Annotated in this window: 19 protein-coding genes; all 19 read right to left on the reverse strand. The window is 60.1% G+C overall.

The features are described from left to right. Positions 1–141: 141 nt before the first annotated feature. The 19 genes from C4J87_RS20780 to iscR all read right to left on the reverse strand — a co-directional run bounded on the left by C4J87_RS20780 (position 142) and on the right by iscR (position 17,214). On the reverse strand, positions 142–933 hold the full coding sequence (locus C4J87_RS20780; RefSeq protein ID WP_124368252.1) for an amidohydrolase: 792 nt from the start codon (positions 931–933) through the stop codon (positions 142–144). Next, a complete protein-coding gene (locus tag C4J87_RS20785) occupies positions 921–2,069 on the reverse strand; it encodes a pyridoxal phosphate-dependent aminotransferase (RefSeq protein WP_124368253.1) in 1,149 nt (382 codons plus the stop codon). Before C4J87_RS20785 ends, C4J87_RS20780 begins: the two co-directional genes overlap by 13 nt. Before the next feature lie 115 nt (positions 2,070–2,184). Continuing rightward, positions 2,185–3,654, reverse strand: a complete 1,470-nt coding sequence (gene der / locus C4J87_RS20790; protein WP_076949869.1) for a ribosome biogenesis GTPase Der — start codon at positions 3,652–3,654, stop codon at positions 2,185–2,187. Positions 3,655–3,926: 272 nt separating this feature from the next. Beyond that, positions 3,927–5,078, reverse strand: a complete 1,152-nt coding sequence (gene bamB / locus C4J87_RS20795; protein ID WP_124368254.1) for an outer membrane protein assembly factor BamB — start codon at positions 5,076–5,078, stop codon at positions 3,927–3,929. Continuing rightward, on the reverse strand, positions 5,071–5,712 hold the full coding sequence (locus C4J87_RS20800; protein ID WP_124364292.1) for a YfgM family protein: 642 nt from the start codon (positions 5,710–5,712) through the stop codon (positions 5,071–5,073). The genes bamB and C4J87_RS20800 overlap by 8 nt, the downstream gene beginning before the upstream one ends. 41 nt (positions 5,713–5,753) lie before the next feature. Continuing rightward, complete coding sequence (hisS, locus tag C4J87_RS20805) at positions 5,754–7,043, reverse strand: histidine--tRNA ligase (RefSeq protein WP_124368255.1); 1,290 nt, start codon at positions 7,041–7,043, stop codon at positions 5,754–5,756. A gap of 23 nt (positions 7,044–7,066) precedes the next feature. Then, positions 7,067–8,176 (reverse strand): flavodoxin-dependent (E)-4-hydroxy-3-methylbut-2-enyl-diphosphate synthase, encoded by a 1,110-nt coding sequence (gene ispG, locus C4J87_RS20810; RefSeq protein ID WP_124368256.1) that lies wholly within the window; start codon positions 8,174–8,176, stop codon positions 7,067–7,069. A 2-nt stretch (positions 8,177–8,178) separates the two neighbouring features. Then, positions 8,179–9,150 carry a RodZ family helix-turn-helix domain-containing protein gene (locus tag C4J87_RS20815; RefSeq protein WP_124368257.1) on the reverse strand — a complete coding sequence of 324 codons (972 nt, stop codon included), beginning with the start codon at positions 9,148–9,150 and terminating at the stop codon, positions 8,179–8,181. Beyond that, positions 9,150–9,908 (reverse strand): type IV pilus biogenesis/stability protein PilW, encoded by a 759-nt coding sequence (pilW, locus tag C4J87_RS20820; protein ID WP_124368258.1) that lies wholly within the window; start codon positions 9,906–9,908, stop codon positions 9,150–9,152. The genes C4J87_RS20815 and pilW overlap by 1 nt, the downstream gene beginning before the upstream one ends. A gap of 12 nt (positions 9,909–9,920) precedes the next feature. After that, a complete protein-coding gene (rlmN, locus tag C4J87_RS20825; protein ID WP_124368259.1) occupies positions 9,921–11,069 on the reverse strand; it encodes a 23S rRNA (adenine(2503)-C(2))-methyltransferase RlmN in 1,149 nt (382 codons plus the stop codon). Positions 11,070–11,098: 29 nt separating this feature from the next. Next, positions 11,099–11,524, reverse strand: a complete 426-nt coding sequence (gene ndk / locus C4J87_RS20830) for a nucleoside-diphosphate kinase (RefSeq protein WP_003175956.1) — start codon at positions 11,522–11,524, stop codon at positions 11,099–11,101. 91 nt (positions 11,525–11,615) lie between these two features. After that, positions 11,616–11,816, reverse strand: a complete 201-nt coding sequence (gene iscX / locus C4J87_RS20835; protein WP_017846180.1) for a Fe-S cluster assembly protein IscX — start codon at positions 11,814–11,816, stop codon at positions 11,616–11,618. A 14-nt stretch (positions 11,817–11,830) separates the two neighbouring features. Further along, on the reverse strand, positions 11,831–12,172 hold the full coding sequence (gene fdx / locus C4J87_RS20840; RefSeq protein WP_057723961.1) for an ISC system 2Fe-2S type ferredoxin: 342 nt from the start codon (positions 12,170–12,172) through the stop codon (positions 11,831–11,833). Positions 12,173–12,175: 3 nt separating this feature from the next. Continuing rightward, positions 12,176–14,038, reverse strand: a complete 1,863-nt coding sequence (gene hscA, locus C4J87_RS20845) for a Fe-S protein assembly chaperone HscA (protein WP_124368260.1) — start codon at positions 14,036–14,038, stop codon at positions 12,176–12,178. 51 nt (positions 14,039–14,089) lie between these two features. Beyond that, on the reverse strand, positions 14,090–14,611 hold the full coding sequence (hscB, locus tag C4J87_RS20850) for a co-chaperone HscB (RefSeq protein ID WP_014719822.1): 522 nt from the start codon (positions 14,609–14,611) through the stop codon (positions 14,090–14,092). 8 nt (positions 14,612–14,619) lie between these two features. Further along, complete coding sequence (gene iscA, locus C4J87_RS20855) at positions 14,620–14,943, reverse strand: iron-sulfur cluster assembly protein IscA (protein WP_003209680.1); 324 nt, start codon at positions 14,941–14,943, stop codon at positions 14,620–14,622. 28 nt (positions 14,944–14,971) lie between these two features. Next, on the reverse strand, positions 14,972–15,358 hold the full coding sequence (gene iscU, locus C4J87_RS20860; RefSeq protein ID WP_003175965.1) for a Fe-S cluster assembly scaffold IscU: 387 nt from the start codon (positions 15,356–15,358) through the stop codon (positions 14,972–14,974). A 99-nt stretch (positions 15,359–15,457) separates the two neighbouring features. After that, positions 15,458–16,672 (reverse strand): IscS subfamily cysteine desulfurase, encoded by a 1,215-nt coding sequence (locus tag C4J87_RS20865; RefSeq protein ID WP_124368261.1) that lies wholly within the window; start codon positions 16,670–16,672, stop codon positions 15,458–15,460. A gap of 50 nt (positions 16,673–16,722) precedes the next feature. Then, positions 16,723–17,214: a Fe-S cluster assembly transcriptional regulator IscR gene (iscR, locus tag C4J87_RS20870; RefSeq protein ID WP_003194020.1), complete on the reverse strand. Its 492-nt coding sequence runs from the start codon at positions 17,212–17,214 to the stop codon at positions 16,723–16,725. Positions 17,215–17,493: the final 279 nt, after the last annotated feature.

Here is a 17,493-nt window from a genome sequence, read left to right on the forward strand (position 1 = left end):
CCAGCCCTGATCATTCCCACGCTCCGCGTGGGAATGCAGCCCTGGACGCTCTGCGTCTGCCCTTAAAGTCGTGACGCGGAGCGTCACAGGAGGCGTTCCCACGCAGAGCGTGGGGACGATCTAGCCCCCGATGGCGGTCCGTCAGACAAATTGAAAGCTATCGGCATCCAGGTTCGCCGGAAATCGCGTGCGATACGCCGCCAGTTCAGCCGCATCCAGCTTCACCTGAAACACCCCATCCGCTTCCCCCGCGCTCAGCAACGTCTCGCCCTGGAAGTCCAGCACCTGGCTATCGCCGGTGTAGGCAAAGCCCCTCCCATCCGTGCCCACGCGGTTCACTGCGGCGACGTAGCACAGGTTTTCGATGGCCCGCGCCGGCAATAGTCGATTCCAATGCTGACGCCGCGCCCCCGGCCAATTGGCGGTGTAAAGCAACAAGTCGGTGTCCTGGGCATCGCGACTCCACACCGGGAAGCGCAGGTCGTAGCAAATCAACGGCCGAATACGCCAACCGTTCAATTCGAACTGCGCCTGACGTTCGCCGGGGGTGTAGTGATTGTGCTCGCCGGCCATGCGGAACAGGTGGCGCTTGTCGTAATGCAGCACCTCACCGTCAGGCCGCGCCCAGAGCAGGCGGTTACGGTGGCTGCCGTCCGCCGCCTGGATGATCACACTGCCCGTGATCACGGCGTTGTATTTCGCGGCCTGGGCCTGGAGCCACCGGTGCGTCGGGCCGTTTTCCGGTTCGGCCAGGGAAGCCGATTCCATGGAGAAACCGGTGGTGAACATTTCCGGCAATACCATCAGGTCGACGCCGCTGGCCTGCTCCAGCAACAGCTCGAAATGCTCAAGATTGGCCTGGCGGTCGTGCCACGCCAGGGTGGTCTGGATCAGGGCAATGTTCAGGTCTGGCAAGGTGCTCAAATCACGCATAGTTTTTCCGCCGCCTGTTGCAGCGTTTCCTCGCGTTTGGCAAAGCACAGGCGCACCAGGCGCTGGCCTTGGGGTGGGTTGCGGTAGAACACAGAGATGGGGATCGACGCCACGCCGTGTTCGCGCGTCATCCATTCGGCCATGGCGACATCATCCAGGTCCGGGCGAATCCTGGAATAATCCACCAGTTGAAAGTAAGTCCCCGCCGATGGGCTGAAGCTGAACCGCGACGGCGCCAGCAACCGGCAGAACAGGTCGCGCTTGGCTTGGTAGAACGCCGGCAGCGCAGCCACGTGCTCCGGGTGCTCGGCCATAAAGTCGGCCAGAGCGTACTGCAACGGCGTCACGCCACAGAAACTGACGTATTGATGCACCTTGCGCAGCTCGGCGGTGAGGGCCGGCGGTGCAACCACATAGCCGGTTTTCCAGCCCGTGACGTGATAGGTCTTGCCGAACGAGCTGACCACGAACGCACGCGGGTACAGCTCCTCGTGGGAGAGCACGCTGACGTGGGGCACGTCGTCGAACACCAGGTGTTCATACACTTCATCGCTGAGCAGATAGATATCGCGGCCGCGAATCAGCTCGGCCAGTTGGTCCAGTTCCTCGCGGCTGACCAGGGCGCCGCTGGGATTGTGCGGGGTATTGAGCACAATCATGCGCGTGCGCGGCGACAGCGCGGCCTTGATGCGCTCCAAGTCCAGGCTGAAATCCTGCAGGCCCAGCTGCACATGCACGCAGCGCCCGCCGGCCAGCTCTACCGAGGGCGCGTAGCTGTCGTAGCAAGGGTCGAAGATGATCACTTCGTCACCGTTGCGAATAACCGCCTGGATAGCGCAGAAAATGCCCTGGGTCGCGCCCGGCGTAATGGTTATTTCACGGTCGGCATCGACGCTGACACCGTAGCTGCGGGCAATCTTCGCCGCCACCTGCTGGCGCAGCACGGGCAAGCCGCTCATCGGTGCGTACTGGTTATGGCCGTTGGCGACGTGCCGACCCACGGCGTCGAGCAAGTCTTGAGGGCCATTGAAGTCGGGAAAACCCTGGGACAGGTTGATTGCGCCGGTTTCGGCCGCCAACTGCGACATGCTGGTGAAAATGGTCGTGCCGACATTCGGCAGCTTGCTGGTGATCATGAAAGGCCCCTGCAGGTGAGCCCCAAGTTTTAAGCTGCCTGCCGCATCGGGTCAAGGCACAAACCGTCACGCACAAAAAAGGGCTCGCAATGAGCCCTTTTTTGACACGTCGATATCAGCGCTTGTCGCGGCGCTTTTTATCGGCTTTCTTGTGATGCGTCATCATCCGACGCTTCTTGTTGACCTGGCGGTCGGTAAGGCTGTTCTTGTTGCCTTCGTATGGGTTCTCGCCGCCCTTGAACTCGATACGGATCGGCGTGCCGACCAGTTTCAAGACACGGCGGTAGGTGTTTTCCAGGTAACGCACATAGGACTTGGGCACTTTCTCGATCTGGTTACCGTGGATCACGATAATCGGCGGGTTGGCACCACCCAAGTGGGCGTAACGCAGTTTGATGCGGCGGTTGTTGACCATCGGCGGCGCGTGCTCGCCCACCGCGTCTTCCAGGATCTGGGTAAGGCGGTTGGTCGGCCAGCGGGTGACCGCGGACTTGAATGAGTTCTGTACGGACGCGTAGAGGTTGCCCACGCCAGTGCCGTGCAGTGCCGAGATGAAGTGGATATCGGCGAACTCAACGAAGAACAGGCGACGCTGCAGCTCGATCTTGACGAAATCGCGCTCGCTCGGCGTCATGCCGTCCCACTTGTTGATCGCGATCACCAGCGCACGACCGGCTTCCAGGGCGAAGCCCAGCAGGTTCAGGTCGTGGTCCACCACGCCTTCGCGGGCGTCCATCACGAAGATCACCACGTTGGCGTCTTTGATCGCTTGCAGGGTTTTGACCACGGAGAATTTTTCAACTTCCTCGTGGATCTTGCCGCGTTTGCGCACACCGGCGGTGTCGATCAGCGTGTACTTCTCGTCGTTACGCTCGAACGGGATGTAGATGCTGTCGCGGGTGGTGCCGGGTTCGTCATAGACGATGACCCGGTCTTCACCGAGCATACGGTTGACCAGGGTCGACTTGCCGACGTTAGGGCGGCCGATGATGGCGATCTTGATACCGTCTTTTTCGCTCGGGCCAGGAATTCGCTTGGCTTCCTCGCCTTCGGCGACGATCTCCTCCTCACCCTCTTCTTCCTCATCGTCATCCTTGGGAAAGGTGCTGAGGGCAATTTCCAGCATCTGCGTGATGCCGCGACCGTGGGCACCGGCAACGGGGATCGCATCGCCCAGGCCCATCGGGCTGAATTCGGCACGGGCCGCCTCAGGATCGATGTTATCGATCTTGTTCGCGACCAGGTAGGAACGCTTGTTGCGCTTGCGCAGGTGCTCGCCAATCATCTGGTCGGCAGCGGTGTAGCCCGCACGGGCGTCCACCAGGAACAACACGACATCGGCTTCTTCAATGGCCAGCAGCGACTGCTCGGCCATTTTTTCGTCCATGCCATGTTCGTCACCGGAGATACCACCGGTGTCGACAATAATGTAGGAGCGCCCTTGCCACTTTGCCTCACCGTATTGGCGATCACGGGTAAGACCGGACAAGTCGCCGACGATGGCGTCGCGAGTCCTGGTCAGGCGGTTGAACAAGGTGGACTTGCCGACGTTAGGTCGGCCCACCAGGGCAATTACGGGAACCATGCGGCTCTCCACTTCGTTATTTCAGAAAATACAAAAGCCGCTGCAGGGCAGCGGCTGGTGCTCGACTGTAGGAGCGAGCTTGTCGTGGCGAGGGAGCTAGCTCCCGCTGGGCTGCGTAGCAGCCCCAAAACCATTCGACCGAGATGCATCAGATGCACCTGTTTGACCGGTTTGGGAGCGCTTCGCACTCCAGCGGGAGCAAGCTCCCTCGCCACATGACGCTCGCTCCTACAGGTGAAGCTGCCAGAGGGCTAAGCCCCCAAGCATAGTTCTTACTTGATGGTCAGGGCTTCCAGCTTGCCGCTGTTGCCATACACATAAAGCATGTTACCCACCACCAGCGGACGCGCACGCAAGCCGTCGCTGTCGATACGCTCGCGACCTACGAAGCGACCGTCCACCTGGCTCAGCAGGTGCAGGTAGCCTTCGAAGTCACCGACCGCTACGTAGCTGGAAAAGACTTCCGGGGCCGACAGTTGACGGCGAGCCAGGGAGTCGTTACTCCACAGTGCCGTGGTGGAACGCTCGTCGACACTTTCAACGGTGCCGGACGCCAGGCTCACATAGACGCTGCCAAACCCTTGGGCGACACCGGCGTAGCTGGAAGCATCACGCTGCCAGTTGACACGGCCGCTCTGCAGGTCCAGTGCCGCGACACGGCCCTGATAAGTGGCGACGTAGAGGGTCTCGCCGGACAGCAACAAGCCGCCGTCGATGTCCACCACGCGATCCAGCTCGGAACGACCTTGCGGGATAGCTACGCGGGTTTCCCAGGCCGGCACGCCGTTCTGGGTATTCAGGGCGACCACTTTACCGGTCGACAGGCCCGCAACGGCCAGATTGTTGGTCACAATCGGACCGCTGGTACCGCGCAAGGTCAACACCGCCGGGGTGCTGTCGTACAACCAGCGCTGGTTGCCGGTGGCCGCGTCCAGACCGATCACGCGGTCATCCTGGGTTTGCACCACGACGACATCGCCGTTGGTGGCAGGCGGTGCGAGGACTTCACTGGTCACGCGAGCGCGCCATTTCTCTTCACCGGTGCTGGAATCCAGGGCCACGACCTCACCCTTGAGCGTGCCGAGCATGACCATGCCGTAACCCACGCCTACGGCGCCGGAAACGGGCAACTCAAGGTCTTTCTTCCACTTCACGTCACCGGTCATGCGGTCCATGGAGGTCACGATGCCAGTGACGTCAGCGGCCACAATGTTGTCACCGTCGATTGCCGGTACCAGCATATTGTAGGTTTCACCCTGACCGTCACCGATAGAGCGGCTCCACTGCTTTTGCAGGACCACTTCTTCCTTGAAGCTGGTCAGCTCCGCAGGCGGCAGTTCTTTTTTACTGTTGCTGCTGCAACCCGCGGCCAGAACGGCCAGAGCCAGCAATGCTGCATGTTTCCAACGGATCACGTCACGCATCCCCTTTGGCCAAGTCGTCCAGCTTGATTTGTAAGCCACCGACCGCCGCTTCATCAGACAGCGCCGCCTTGGCTTTTTGGTACGCAGCATTGGCTTCGTCGGTACGACCCAATTGGACCAACAGGTCACCCTTGAGCTCTTCGCGAGTGGCTACAAATGCCTTGTCAGCATCGCCGTCGAGCAGTTTGAGTGCTTCGTCAGCCTTGTTCTGTGCCGCCAACACCTGTGCCAGGCGCTGACGTGCGATTTCACCCAGGGTCGGGTTGGTCGGTTTGTCGGCGATGGCCTTGAGCTCAGTGGCTGCATCATCGAGCTTGCCGGTGTCGACCGCGACTTTCGCGACGAACAGGCTGCCGTACTGCGCGTAGGCAGTACCGCCAAATTCGTTCTTCAGCTTGCCGGCCAGGTCTGCCACTTGGGCAGGGTCGGGCTTGCCGTCCGGCGTCAGGGTAGTTTCCAGCAACTGCTGATAAACGATCGAGGCGCCCTGGGACTGGTTGGCCTGATACTTGGTCCAGGCCTGCCAGCCGAACACCACCACTAAAGCCAGCAGACCGCCAGTAACCAGGGGCTTGCCGTTACGCTGCCACCAGTCCTTGAACTCGGCCAGTTGCTCATCATCAGTACTCGACACCCCAATACTCCTTAATCGCTAAATTCGGCTGTTCGACAGCTTCAACCCTGCACGACGCAGGTGGCCAGGTGCGCAGCGAGCGCATCAAAGGCAATGTTCTGTTGTTCGCCCTGACCACGCAGGGGTTTGAAACCTATCACTTGCTGGGCCAATTCGTCATCGCCGAGGATCAGCGCATACAACGCGCCGCTCTTGTCGGCCTTCTTGAACTGGCTCTTGAAGCTGCCCGCACCGGCATTGATCTGCAGACGCAGGTTCGGCAGCTGGTCACGCACTTTTTCGCTCAGGGCCAACGCAGCCAGTTCGGCGGCCTCGCCAAAAGCACAAAGATACACGTCCACCTGACGGGAAATCTCTTCGGGCACTTGCTCCAGGGTCTCCAGCAGCAGGATCAGCCGCTCGATGCCCATGGCGAAACCCACGCCCGCGGTCGGCTTGCCGCCCATCTGCTCGACCAGGCCGTCGTAACGACCACCGGCACACACGGTGCCTTGGGCGCCGAGTTTGTCGGTGACCCATTCGAACACGGTCTTGCTGTAGTAATCGAGGCCGCGCACCAGCTTCGGGTTGATCACATACGGGATACCCGCCGCATCCAGGCGAGCCTTGAGGCCCTCGAAGTGCGTGCGGGATTCTTCGTCCAGGTAATCGGCCATTTTCGGCGCATCGAGCAGCACGGCCTGGGTGTCGGCGTTCTTGGTATCCAGCACGCGCAACGGGTTGGTCTTCAGGCGGCGCTGGCTGTCTTCGTCCAATTTATCCAGGTGGGCAGACAGGTACTCCACCAGGGCGACCCGGTAGCGGCCACGGGACTCACTGGTGCCCAGGCTGTTGAGTTCGAGCTTGACCGCGTCGCGGATGCCCAACTGGCCCCACAGGCGCCAGGTCAGAACGATCAGTTCGGCGTCAATGTCCGGACCGTCCAGGTTGAAGACTTCGCAACCGATCTGGTGGAACTGGCGATAACGGCCTTTCTGCGGACGTTCGTGGCGGAACATCGGGCCGATGTACCACAGTTTCTGGGTCTGGCCGCCACCGGTGATGCCATGCTCCAGCACAGCGCGAACGCACGCGGCGGTGCCTTCCGGACGCAGGGTCAGGGAGTCGCCGTTACGGTCTTCAAAGGTGTACATCTCTTTTTCGACGATGTCGGTCACTTCACCGATGGAGCGCTTGAACAGCTCGGTGAATTCAACGATCGGCATACGAATCTGCTTGTAACCGTAGTTATCCAGCAGGCGCGCGACCGTGCTCTCGAAATAGCGCCACAGTGGCGTCTGCTCCGGCAGGATGTCGTTCATGCCACGAATGGCTTGCAGAGACTTGCTCACATCAAATCCTTAAATTCGTTCAATCAGCCGCGAGCGATCAGCGCTGCATCAGCGGCGACCTTTTCGGCCGCTTTCTGGCGGATCAGCTTTTCCAGCTCATCCACCAGATTGTCATTCGTCAATTTCTGCGACGGCTTGCCGTCGATATAAATCAGGTTCGGTGTACCGCCGGTCAAGCCCACATGAGCCTCTTTGGCCTCGCCCGGTCCGTTGACTACGCAACCGATCACCGCCACATCCAGCGGCACCAGCAGGTCTTCGAGACGCAACTCCAGGTCGTTCATGGTTTTCACCACGTCGAAGTTCTGTCGCGAGCAGCTCGGACAGGCAATGAAGTTGATGCCACGGGAACGCAAACGCAGGGATTTGAGAATGTCGTAACCGACCTTCACTTCCTCTACGGGGTCTGCCGCCAGGGAGATGCGGATAGTATCGCCAATCCCTTCGGCGAGCAGCATACCGAGACCCACCGCAGATTTCACTGTGCCTGAGCGTAAACCGCCCGCTTCAGTAATGCCCAGGTGCAGCGGCTGTACGATTTCCTTGGCCAGCAGGCGGTAGGCTTCTACGGCCATGAACACGTCGGAAGCCTTTACGCTGACCTTGAAGTCCTGGAAATTCAGGCGTTCGAGGTGTTCAACATGGCGCAGGGCCGACTCGACCAGCGCCGCCGGAGTCGGCTCGCCGTATTTCTTTTGCAGGTCTTTTTCCAGCGACCCGGCGTTAACGCCGATGCGGATGGGGATGCCGCGATCACGGGCCGCATCGACCACAGCGCGCACACGGTCTTCACGACCGATGTTGCCCGGGTTGATGCGCAGGCAGTCCACACCCAATTCGGCTACGCGCAATGCGATCCTGTAATCGAAGTGAATGTCGGCAACCAGTGGCACCTTGACCAATTGCTTGATACGGCCGAACGCTTCAGCAGCGTCCATGTCCGGTACGGAAACCCGCACGATGTCCACGCCGGCCGCTTCCAGACGATTGATCTGGGCGACGGTGGCGGCCACGTCATTGGTGTCGCTGTTGGTCATGCTCTGCACCGCGATGGGGGCATCGCCGCCCACCGGCACCGAGCCGACCCAGATCTTGCGCGATACGCGACGTTTGATTGGAGATTCGCCGTGCATGACTATTGTCCCAACTTGAGGCGAGCTGTCTCGCCACTGGTGAACGGCGCCACGTCCACAGGCTGGCCGTTGTAGGCCACTTGCGCGCCACGGGCGAAGCCCAGACGCAGCGTCAGAGGAGGCTTGCCGCCCTGGTCAAGCGTATCTCCCTTACGCTTGAGGCCGCTGAACAGCACTTTGCCGTTGCCATCGGTGAGTTGCGTCCAGCAGTCGGCAACGAAGGTGATCTGTACGCGCCCGTCACCGGCGATCAACGCAGGCGTGGTGGGCGGCGAAATGGCGGGCGCAGCCGGTGCAGGCGCCTGTGCCGGAGCGGCTGGTGCAGGGGCTTGGGCGACAGGCGCTGCTGGAGCCGGAGCGGGTACGGTCGCAGTCGCAGCAGGTGCGCTGGCGGCGTCTGGAGCCGGCTGTTCGACGGGGGCAGGCGCTTCTGGCGCGGCTTGTGATTCGGCAACCGCCTGGTCTTCCGGCTCATCCAGCGGATGAATCTGGGTGGTGCCATCGGCGCTTTCGACTTCGACGTGTTCCAGCGCGTTGCTGGTCAGGTCTTTATTGCGCTGGGAGGCCTGGTCTTGCCACCAGACGAAGCCACCGCCGATCACCGCAATCAACAGCAACAGGCTGACGATGCGCAAAATCGTGTGGGAAACCCGAGTGGGCTCTTCGATACGCCCGAGGCCATGGACGTTACTGCCCTGGGAGTCGGTGCCGGTGTACTGGTCGAACGCCTGGACCAGCGCGGTCTGGTCGATGCCCAGCAATTTGGCATAGGCGCGGATATAGCCGCGGGCAAACGTGTGCCCAGGCAGCTTGTCGAACGCGCCAGCCTCCAGATTGGCCAGGGAGGTACTGGTCAAATTGAGCTTGAGGGCCACTTCCGCCAGCGACCAACCATTGCTTTCGCGGGCCTGACGCAAGGTCTCGCCTGGGTTGACGCGATTAGCTGCTACAACTTCCGGGTGCGCGGCTTTCATCATTGCTCCGACAGGTATTGCTGATATTCCGGCGTACCGGGATAGAGTCGTTCGAGTTGCTGGCCAAAACGTGCGGCCGTGTCGCGTTCTTCATGAACCGTCGCCAGGCGCACACCGAGCAACAGACTACGTGCATTGTGCCCGCTGAGCCGGCTGAAACGCTCGTAATAGTCGCGTGCCGGCACATAATGCCTGTCTTCGTAAGACAACTCAGCCATTTCAAGCAAGGCACGTGGCTGGCGAGCGTTCAGGAGCAGGGCTTTTTCCAGTTGCTGACGCGCCAGCTCGCGCTGGCCGAGGTGTACCGACGTCACCCCAAGGTTCTCGAAGACGCGCGAACGCTCAGGATAAAGGGTATCGGTACTGGCCTGCCGGAAATAAACGGCAGCCTGCTCATAACGCTTCTGCTCGAACAGGAAGCTGCCGTAGTTGTTCAGCAACCGGGCGTCGCCAGGACGGGAAGCCAGCGCCTTGGTGAAATACTGATCGGCCAACTCGGGCTCGGCCTGCGCCTTGAACACCAGCGCCAGCGCGGCATTGGCATCAGCATCGTCGGCATCCAGCTCGAGGGCCTTTTTCAAGGGCACCTTGGCCTGCTCGTTCATGCCTTGTTGCAGATAGCCCAAGCCCAGTTGCACATAGGCCGCTCGCGCCGCGTCACGGCCCTTGCCGGTTTGCAAAGGGCTGTCATGGCCCGATGAAACACAACCGGTCGCGAGACCGGTAACAAGCAACAGCAGCGCAAGGCGCAAGGGCATAGAGGTCCTCTCTCAGTTTCGATTTGCAGCGCTTTGCGGTGCATCGTCGGCGGCGCTCAACTCACGCACGGCGATGTAACGCTCACTGCGACGGGTGCGATCCAGCACCTGCCCTACCAATTGGCCACAGGCGGCGTCGATGTCTTCACCGCGGGTCGTGCGGACAGTGACGTTGTAGCCGGCCTGGTGCAGTTGATCCTGGAAACGGCGGATGGCGTTGTTGCTCGGCCGCTCGTAGCCAGAATGGGGAAACGGGTTGAACGGAATCAGGTTGATCTTGCACGGGGTGTTCTTGAGCAGCTCGATCATCTCGACCGCGTGCTCGACCTTGTCGTTGATGTCCTTGAGCATGGTGTACTCAATGGTCAGCACACGCTTCTCGCCCAAAGTCGCCATGTAGCGCTGGCAAGATTCGAGCAGCATCTTAAGCGGATACTTCTTGTTGATCGGCACCAATTGGTTACGCAATGCGTCATTCGGTGCGTGCAGCGACAACGCCAGGGAAACGTCGATGTGCTTGGCCAGCTCATCGATCATCGGTACCACGCCGGAGGTCGACAGGGTCACACGGCGCTTGGAAATGCCGTAGCCCAGGTCGTCCATCATCAGGTGCATGGCCGCAATCACGTTGTCGAAGTTCAGCAGCGGCTCACCCATGCCCATCATCACCACGTTGGTGATGGCACGGTCGACGGTCGCCGGGACGCTGCCAAAGGATTTGTTGGCAATCCACACCTGGCCGATGACTTCGGCGGCGGTGAGGTTGCTATTGAAGCCTTGCTTGCCGGTGGAGCAGAAACTGCAATCCAGGGCACAGCCTGCCTGGGACGAAACGCATAAGGTGCCGCGCTTGCCCTGGGGAATGTACACGGTCTCGACGCAGCTGCCGGACGCCACGCGCACCACCCACTTACGGGTGCCATCGGTGGAGATGTCTTCGCTGACTACTTCAGGACCACGCACCTCAGCAATGGTCTTGAGCTTGTCGCGCAAGGCCTTGCTGACGTTCGTCATGGCGTCGAAATCGTCGACGCCAAAGTGGTGAATCCACTTCATTACCTGACCGGCACGGAAACGCTTCTCCCCGATTGAGTCGAAGAATTTCTCCATTTCCGGCTGAGTCAGACCCAGCAGGTTGGTTTTAACAGTCGATGTTGTCATGGATTCACCCTCACTCTTTAAGCCGATGCTTAGCGAGCGGTTACTTCGGTAGCTGCGAAGAAGTACGAGATTTCGCGAGCAGCAGCGGCTTCGGAGTCCGAACCGTGTACAGCGTTGGCGTCGATGGATTCAGCGAAGTCAGCACGGATGGTGCCGGCAGCAGCTTCTTTAGGGTTGGTAGCGCCCATCAGCTCACGGTTCAGAGCGATAGCGTTTTCGCCTTCCAGAACCTGAACAACAACAGGACCGGAGATCATGAAGGCAACCAGGTCGCCGAAGAAGCCACGAGCGCTGTGCTCAGCGTAGAAGCCTTCAGCTTCAGCCTTGGACAGTTGCTTGAGTTTCGAAGCTACAACCTTCAGGCCGGCTTTTTCGAAACGAGTGGTGATCTCGCCGATGACGTTTTTTGCAACAGCGTCAGGCTTGATGATGGAGAAAGTACGTTGAACAGCCATGGTGTAACTCCAGAAACGGTAATTTACGAAAAATTAAACCCGCGAATTATACGCGGGTTATTGGGTATTGCCTAACTGCGTAAGGGAGGCTTCAGTCCTGTTCTTCTTTCCAGGCAGTCTGGATAGCTTCCAAAACCTTTTCACCACCGCGATCGCGCTCATCATCAAAGCCTGGCAAGGCCATGACCATGTCACGCAAAGCTACAAAGTTCAGGGAGTAGGGATCCATATCCGGGTTGCCGTCGGCCAACAGGATAGCGATCTCTTGCACATCAACCCATTTAAGACTCATGACACTTCCTTGAATCAATGCGGCGCTTCGGCCGCATGGTTGAGCGAATACTTCGGAATTTCGACAGTGATGTCTTCAGTGCCGACCTTGGCCTGACAGCTCAGGCGAGAAGTCGCTTCCAGGCCCCAGGCGCGGTCAAGGAAGTCCTCTTCCAACTCATCGGCCTCTTCCAGGCTGTTGAAGCCTTCGCGGATGATGCAGTGGCAGGTGGTGCAGGCACACACACCGCCGCAGGCGCTTTCGATCTCGATATGATTGTCGTGGGCGACTTCAAGGATGGACTTGCCGGTCTCAGCCTCCACGACCATACCATCCGGGCAATGCTCGGCGTGTGGCAGAAAAATGATCTGCGGCATCAGTTAATCCTCAAGTTCATTCAGGTTGCGGCCCGCCAGGGCGGCTTTTACCGACTGGTCCATACGACGGGCGGCAAAGGCATCGGTCACTTGCGACAGACGCTTGGTCTGCTGCTCGATGGCGTAACCATCGGTGCCTTTCATGAGTTCGGCCAGCTCCTGCATCTGCAGGTCGATGACCATGCGCTCCTCGCTATCCAACAGGCGCTCGCCGTCAGCCTCAAGGGCGCCCTGCACCGCTTCGAGCAGGCGCTGGGCGTCGACTTGCTGCTCACGCAACACGCGGGCGACCTTGTCGTCGCTGGCATATTGGAACGAGTCCTTGAGCATCTTGGCGATTTCGCCGTCAGTCAGCCCGTAGGACGGCTTGACCTGGATGCTGGCTTCAACGCCCGAGGCCAACTCGCGCGCAGCCACGCTGAGCAGGCCGTCGGCGTCCACCTGGAAGGTCACGCGAATCTTCGCCGCCCCCGCCACCATGGCCGGGATACCGCGCAATTCAAAGCGCGCCAGGGAGCGGCAGTCGCTGATCAGCTCGCGCTCGCCTTGCAGCACATGGATCATCATGGCCGTCTGGCCATCTTTGTACGTGGTGAAGTCCTGGGCGCGGGCGACGGGAATGGTGGTGTTGCGTGGAATCACCTTTTCCATCAGGCCGCCCATGGTTTCCAGGCCCAGGGACAACGGAATCACATCAAGCAGCAGCAATTCGCCACCATCGCGCTTGTTGCCGGCCAGGGTATCGGCCTGGATCGCGGCGCCAATGGCGACGACTTGGTCCGGGTCAATTTCAGTCAACGGCTGGCGGCCAAAGGCTTCGGCGACGGCTTCACGCACGCGCGGAACACGGGTGGAGCCGCCCACCATGACCACGGCACCGACGTCTTCCAGTTCGATACCGGAATCTCGCACCGCGCGGCGGCAGGCTTTCAGGCTGCGAGCGACCATGGGTTCGATCAACGCATCGAAGGCTTCGCGCGTCAGTTGGGCCGACCAGGAGCCGTAGGAAACTTCAACAGTTGCAGCATCCGTCAGCGCTTCCTTGGCGGCGCAGGCGGTTTGCAGCAGGCTGCGCTGTGCACCTGGGTCCAGGTCGGCAGACAAGCCCGCACTGCTGATAATCCAGCTCGCGATGGCGTGATCAAAATCGTCACCGCCGAGGGCGCTGTCGCCGCCGGTGGCCAGCACTTCGAAGACGCCGCCGGTCAGGCGCAGGATTGAAATATCAAAGGTGCCGCCGCCCAGGTCGTAAATCGCGACCAGGCCTTCAGCATGCTGATCCAGGCCGTAAGCCACGGCAGCCGCAGTCGGCTCATTGAGCAGGCGCAGCACGTTCAGACCGGCGAGTTTGGCCGCGTCCTTGGTGGCTTGGCGCTGCGCGTCATCGAAATACGCCGGAACGGTGATCACCGCACCAACCAGCTCGCCGCCCAAGGTGGTTTCCGCACGTTGGCGCAGCACCTTGAGGATATCGGCTGACACTTCCACCGGGCTTTTCGGGCCTTGGACGGTGTCGATGAACGGCATATGAGATTCGCCGCCGACAAAGCGGTACGGCAGCTGATCGCCCAATTGCTTGACGTCGGACAACCCACGGCCCATCAAGCGCTTGACCGACAGCACGGTGTTCAAGGGGTCGGTAGACGCTGCCAGCTTGGCCGACTCGCCCACTTCGATGCGGTCGGGGTGATAGCGCACCGCAGACGGCAGGATCACCTGGCCATCGGCATCGGGCAGCGGCTCGGACAGGCCGCTGCGCAAGGCGGCGACCAGGGAATTGGTGGTGCCCAGGTCAATCCCGACCGCCAGGCGACGCTGGTGCGGTTGAGGGCTTTGGCCGGGTTCGGCGATTTGCAGTAGAGCCATGGTAATCAGGTCTTATCTGTCTATCAGGCGTGCATCACGGGCAGCACTGGGTTAATCGTCGAGGCGCTCTTCTAGCTGGCGCACTTCGTAGGTGAGCTTGTCGAGAAACTGCATGCGCCGCATCAGGCGCTCGGCCTGCTCGCGTTGCGCCGCATCATCCCAACAGGCTGCGAAGCTTTCGTTGAGCTCATCCTGGGCGGTTTTCAGACGCCGCTTGAAGACCGCGACTCCAGCCACATCGGCTTCGTCCTGCAACTCTTCAAGTTCTTCGCGCCACTGCATCTGCTGCATCAGGAAGTCCGGGTCATGCACGGTGACTTCCATCGGCAACTCACCGCCCTTCATCGCGAGCAAATAACGCGCGCGCTTGGGGGGGCTTTTCAGCGTCTGATAGGCTTCGTTGAGGCTGGCCGATTGCTCCAGCGCCAGGCGTTGCTCACGCTCGGAAGCGTCAGCGAAACGGTCCGGATGCACGCCACGCGCCAATTCTCGATAGCGCGTGGCAAGCTGCTCGAGGTCCAGCCGAAAGCTCGGTTGCAACTCGAATAAAGCGAAATGACAAGGAGTACCCACAAGAAGCCTCAGATGTTGAAGCTTTCGCCGCAGCCACATTCACCGCGTACGTTGGGGTTGTTGAACTTGAAGCCTTCGTTCAACCCTTCCTTGACGAAATCGAGCTCGGTGCCGTCCAGGTAGGTGAGGCTTTTCGGGTCGATGATCACTTTCTCGCCGTGACTTTCGAACACCTGATCCTCTTCAACCACCTCGTCGACAAACTCCAGCACGTAGGCAAGGCCGGAACAGCCCGTGGTGCGAACACCCAGACGAATCCCCTCACCTTTACCGCGCCCATTCAGGGAGCGGCGAATGTGCTGCGCAGCCGCTTCTGTCATGCTGATAGCCATCGTTGACTCCTTACTCGTCGCCAAATACTTAGATCAAGCCTTTCTTCTGCTTGTAGTCGCGAACGGCCGCCTTGATGGCGTCTTCGGCGAGTACCGAGCAGTGAATTTTCACCGGCGGCAGGGCCAGTTCTTCGGCCAGCTGGGTGTTGCTGATGGTGACAGCCTCATCCAGGGTCTTGCCTTTCATCCATTCGGTCGCCAGGGAGCTGGAGGCGATGGCCGAACCGCAGCCGTAGGTCTTGAACTTGGCGTCTTCGATAACGCCAGCGTCGTTGACCTTGATCTGCAGGCGCATCACATCGCCGCACGCCGGAGCGCCAACCATGCCAGTGCCGACATCAGGATCTTCCGCGTTCATCTTGCCGACGTTGCGCGGGTTTTCGTAGTGGTCGATGACCTTTTCGCTGTAAGCCATGGTACTGAATCCTCACTCATCAGGGCCGCTCTGGAACCCTGTAGAAACGCCTGCGTTGACCGCCACGTTCCTACAGAGCTTGGGTGGCGGCTTCTATATTTAGTGTGCCGCCCACTCGATCTTGGAAATGTCGACACCGTCTTTGTACATGTCCCACAGCGGCGACAGAACGCGCAGCTTGTTGACGGCTTCGCAGACTTTCTGCGCGGCGTAGTCGACTTGCTCTTCGGTGGTGAAGCGGCCGAAGGTAAAGCGGATCGAGCTGTGCGCCAGTTCGTCGTTGCGGCCCAGGGCGCGCAATACATACGAAGGCTCAAGGGACGCCGAGGTGCAGGCCGAACCGGACGAAACCGCCAGGTCCTTGAGCGCCATGATCAGCGACTCGCCTTCGACGTAGTTGAAGCTCAAATTCAAGTTGTGCGGTACGCGGGCAGTCATACTGCCGTTGATGTACAGCTCTTCAAGGTTCTCGACCTGCTTGTAGAAGCGATCGCTCAGGGCCTTGATGCGCACGTTTTCGGCCGCCATGTCTTCCTTGGCGACGCGGAAGGCTTCGCCCATGCCGACGATCTGGTGTGTCGCCAGGGTGCCGGAACGCATGCCGCGCTCGTGACCGCCGCCATGCATGGTCGCTTCGATACGCACCCGCGGCTTGCGGCTCACGTACAGCGCGCCGATGCCTTTAGGGCCGTAGGTCTTGTGGGCCGAGAACGACATCAGGTCGACTTTCAGCTTGGACAGGTCGATGTCGACCTTGCCGGTGGACTGAGCGGCGTCGACGTGCAGCAGAATGCCCTTGGAACGGGTCAGTTCGCCAATCGCTTGGATGTCGTTGATGGTGCCGATTTCGTTGTTCACGTGAATCACCGAAACCAGGATGGTGTCTTCACGCAGCGCGGCTTCGATCATGGCCGGGGTGACGATACCGTCGGTGGTCGGCTCGAGATAGGTAACCTCAAAACCTTCACGCTCCAGTTGGCGCATGGTGTCGAGGACAGCCTTGTGCTCAATCTTGGTAGTGATCAGGTGCTTGCCCTTGGTCGCATAGAAATGCGCCGCGCCCTTGATTGCCAGGTTGTCGGACTCGGTAGCACCGGAGGTCCAGACGATTTCGCGCGGGTCTGCGCCAACCAGGTCGGCGACCTGGCGACGAGCGTTCTCGACCGCTTCCTCGGCTTTCCAGCCGAATACGTGGGAACGGGAGGCCGGGTTGCCGAAGTTTCCGTCAACCAGCAGGCATTCGCTCATTTTTTGCGCGACACGCGGATCAACCGGGGTGGTCGCTGAGTAATCAAGGTAAATCGGCAATTTCATGGACTTTCTCCTAAATCAGGCTGGCTGGCGTGCCGTTAGCTCTGCGGCTGTCACTCGACGGCGGACGCTTCGATCTTGTCCAGACGCGGCGCCTTGGTGTTGCAACGGCGCTGGTCCTGACGCTGGGCTACTTCTTGCACCTCACGGCGAGTCACAAGATCAGCCAAGCTGATACCACTCAAAAACTCATGGATCTGCAGGCTCAAATCACACCACAAGTGGTGCGTGAGGCAGGTGTCGCCGGCGTGGCAGTCACCCAGGCCCTGGCATTTGGTGGCGTCGACGGATTCGTTGACCGCATCGATCACCTGGGCTACCTGAATGCCCTGCATGTCGCGGGACAACTGATAGCCACCACCTGGCCCCCGCACGCTGGAAACCAGGTTGCTACGGCGCAATTTGGCGAACAGCTGCTCGAGGTAGGACAGGGAAATGCCTTGGCGCTCGGAGATATCGGCCAGGGACACCGGCCCAGTTTGCGCGTGCAAAGCCAGGTCGAGCATGGCAGTCACCGCGTATCGGCCTTTTGTAGTCAGTCTCATGGACAAGTACCAAGGTGTTTCAGAATGGGAGCAAGTATGCGATTCCCGAGTATTTAAGTCAACTATAAGACCTAGTACTTTAGTCAGGATTACCCGTAAAAAGGGCGCGCGAATCATAGCAGGATGGGGTGGGGAGGAACAGCGGCAGCGGACGGTCAGCAATTCCAGACACTATGAAGACCAAATGTGGGAGGGGGCTTGCCCCCGATAGCGGTGTGCCAGCCAATATTTCACTGACTGACCCACCGCCATCGAGGGCAAGCCCCCTCCCACATTGGT

It is taken from the genome of Pseudomonas sp. R1-43-08 (assembly GCF_003852255.1).
Classification (GTDB): Bacteria; Pseudomonadota; Gammaproteobacteria; order Pseudomonadales; family Pseudomonadaceae; genus Aquipseudomonas.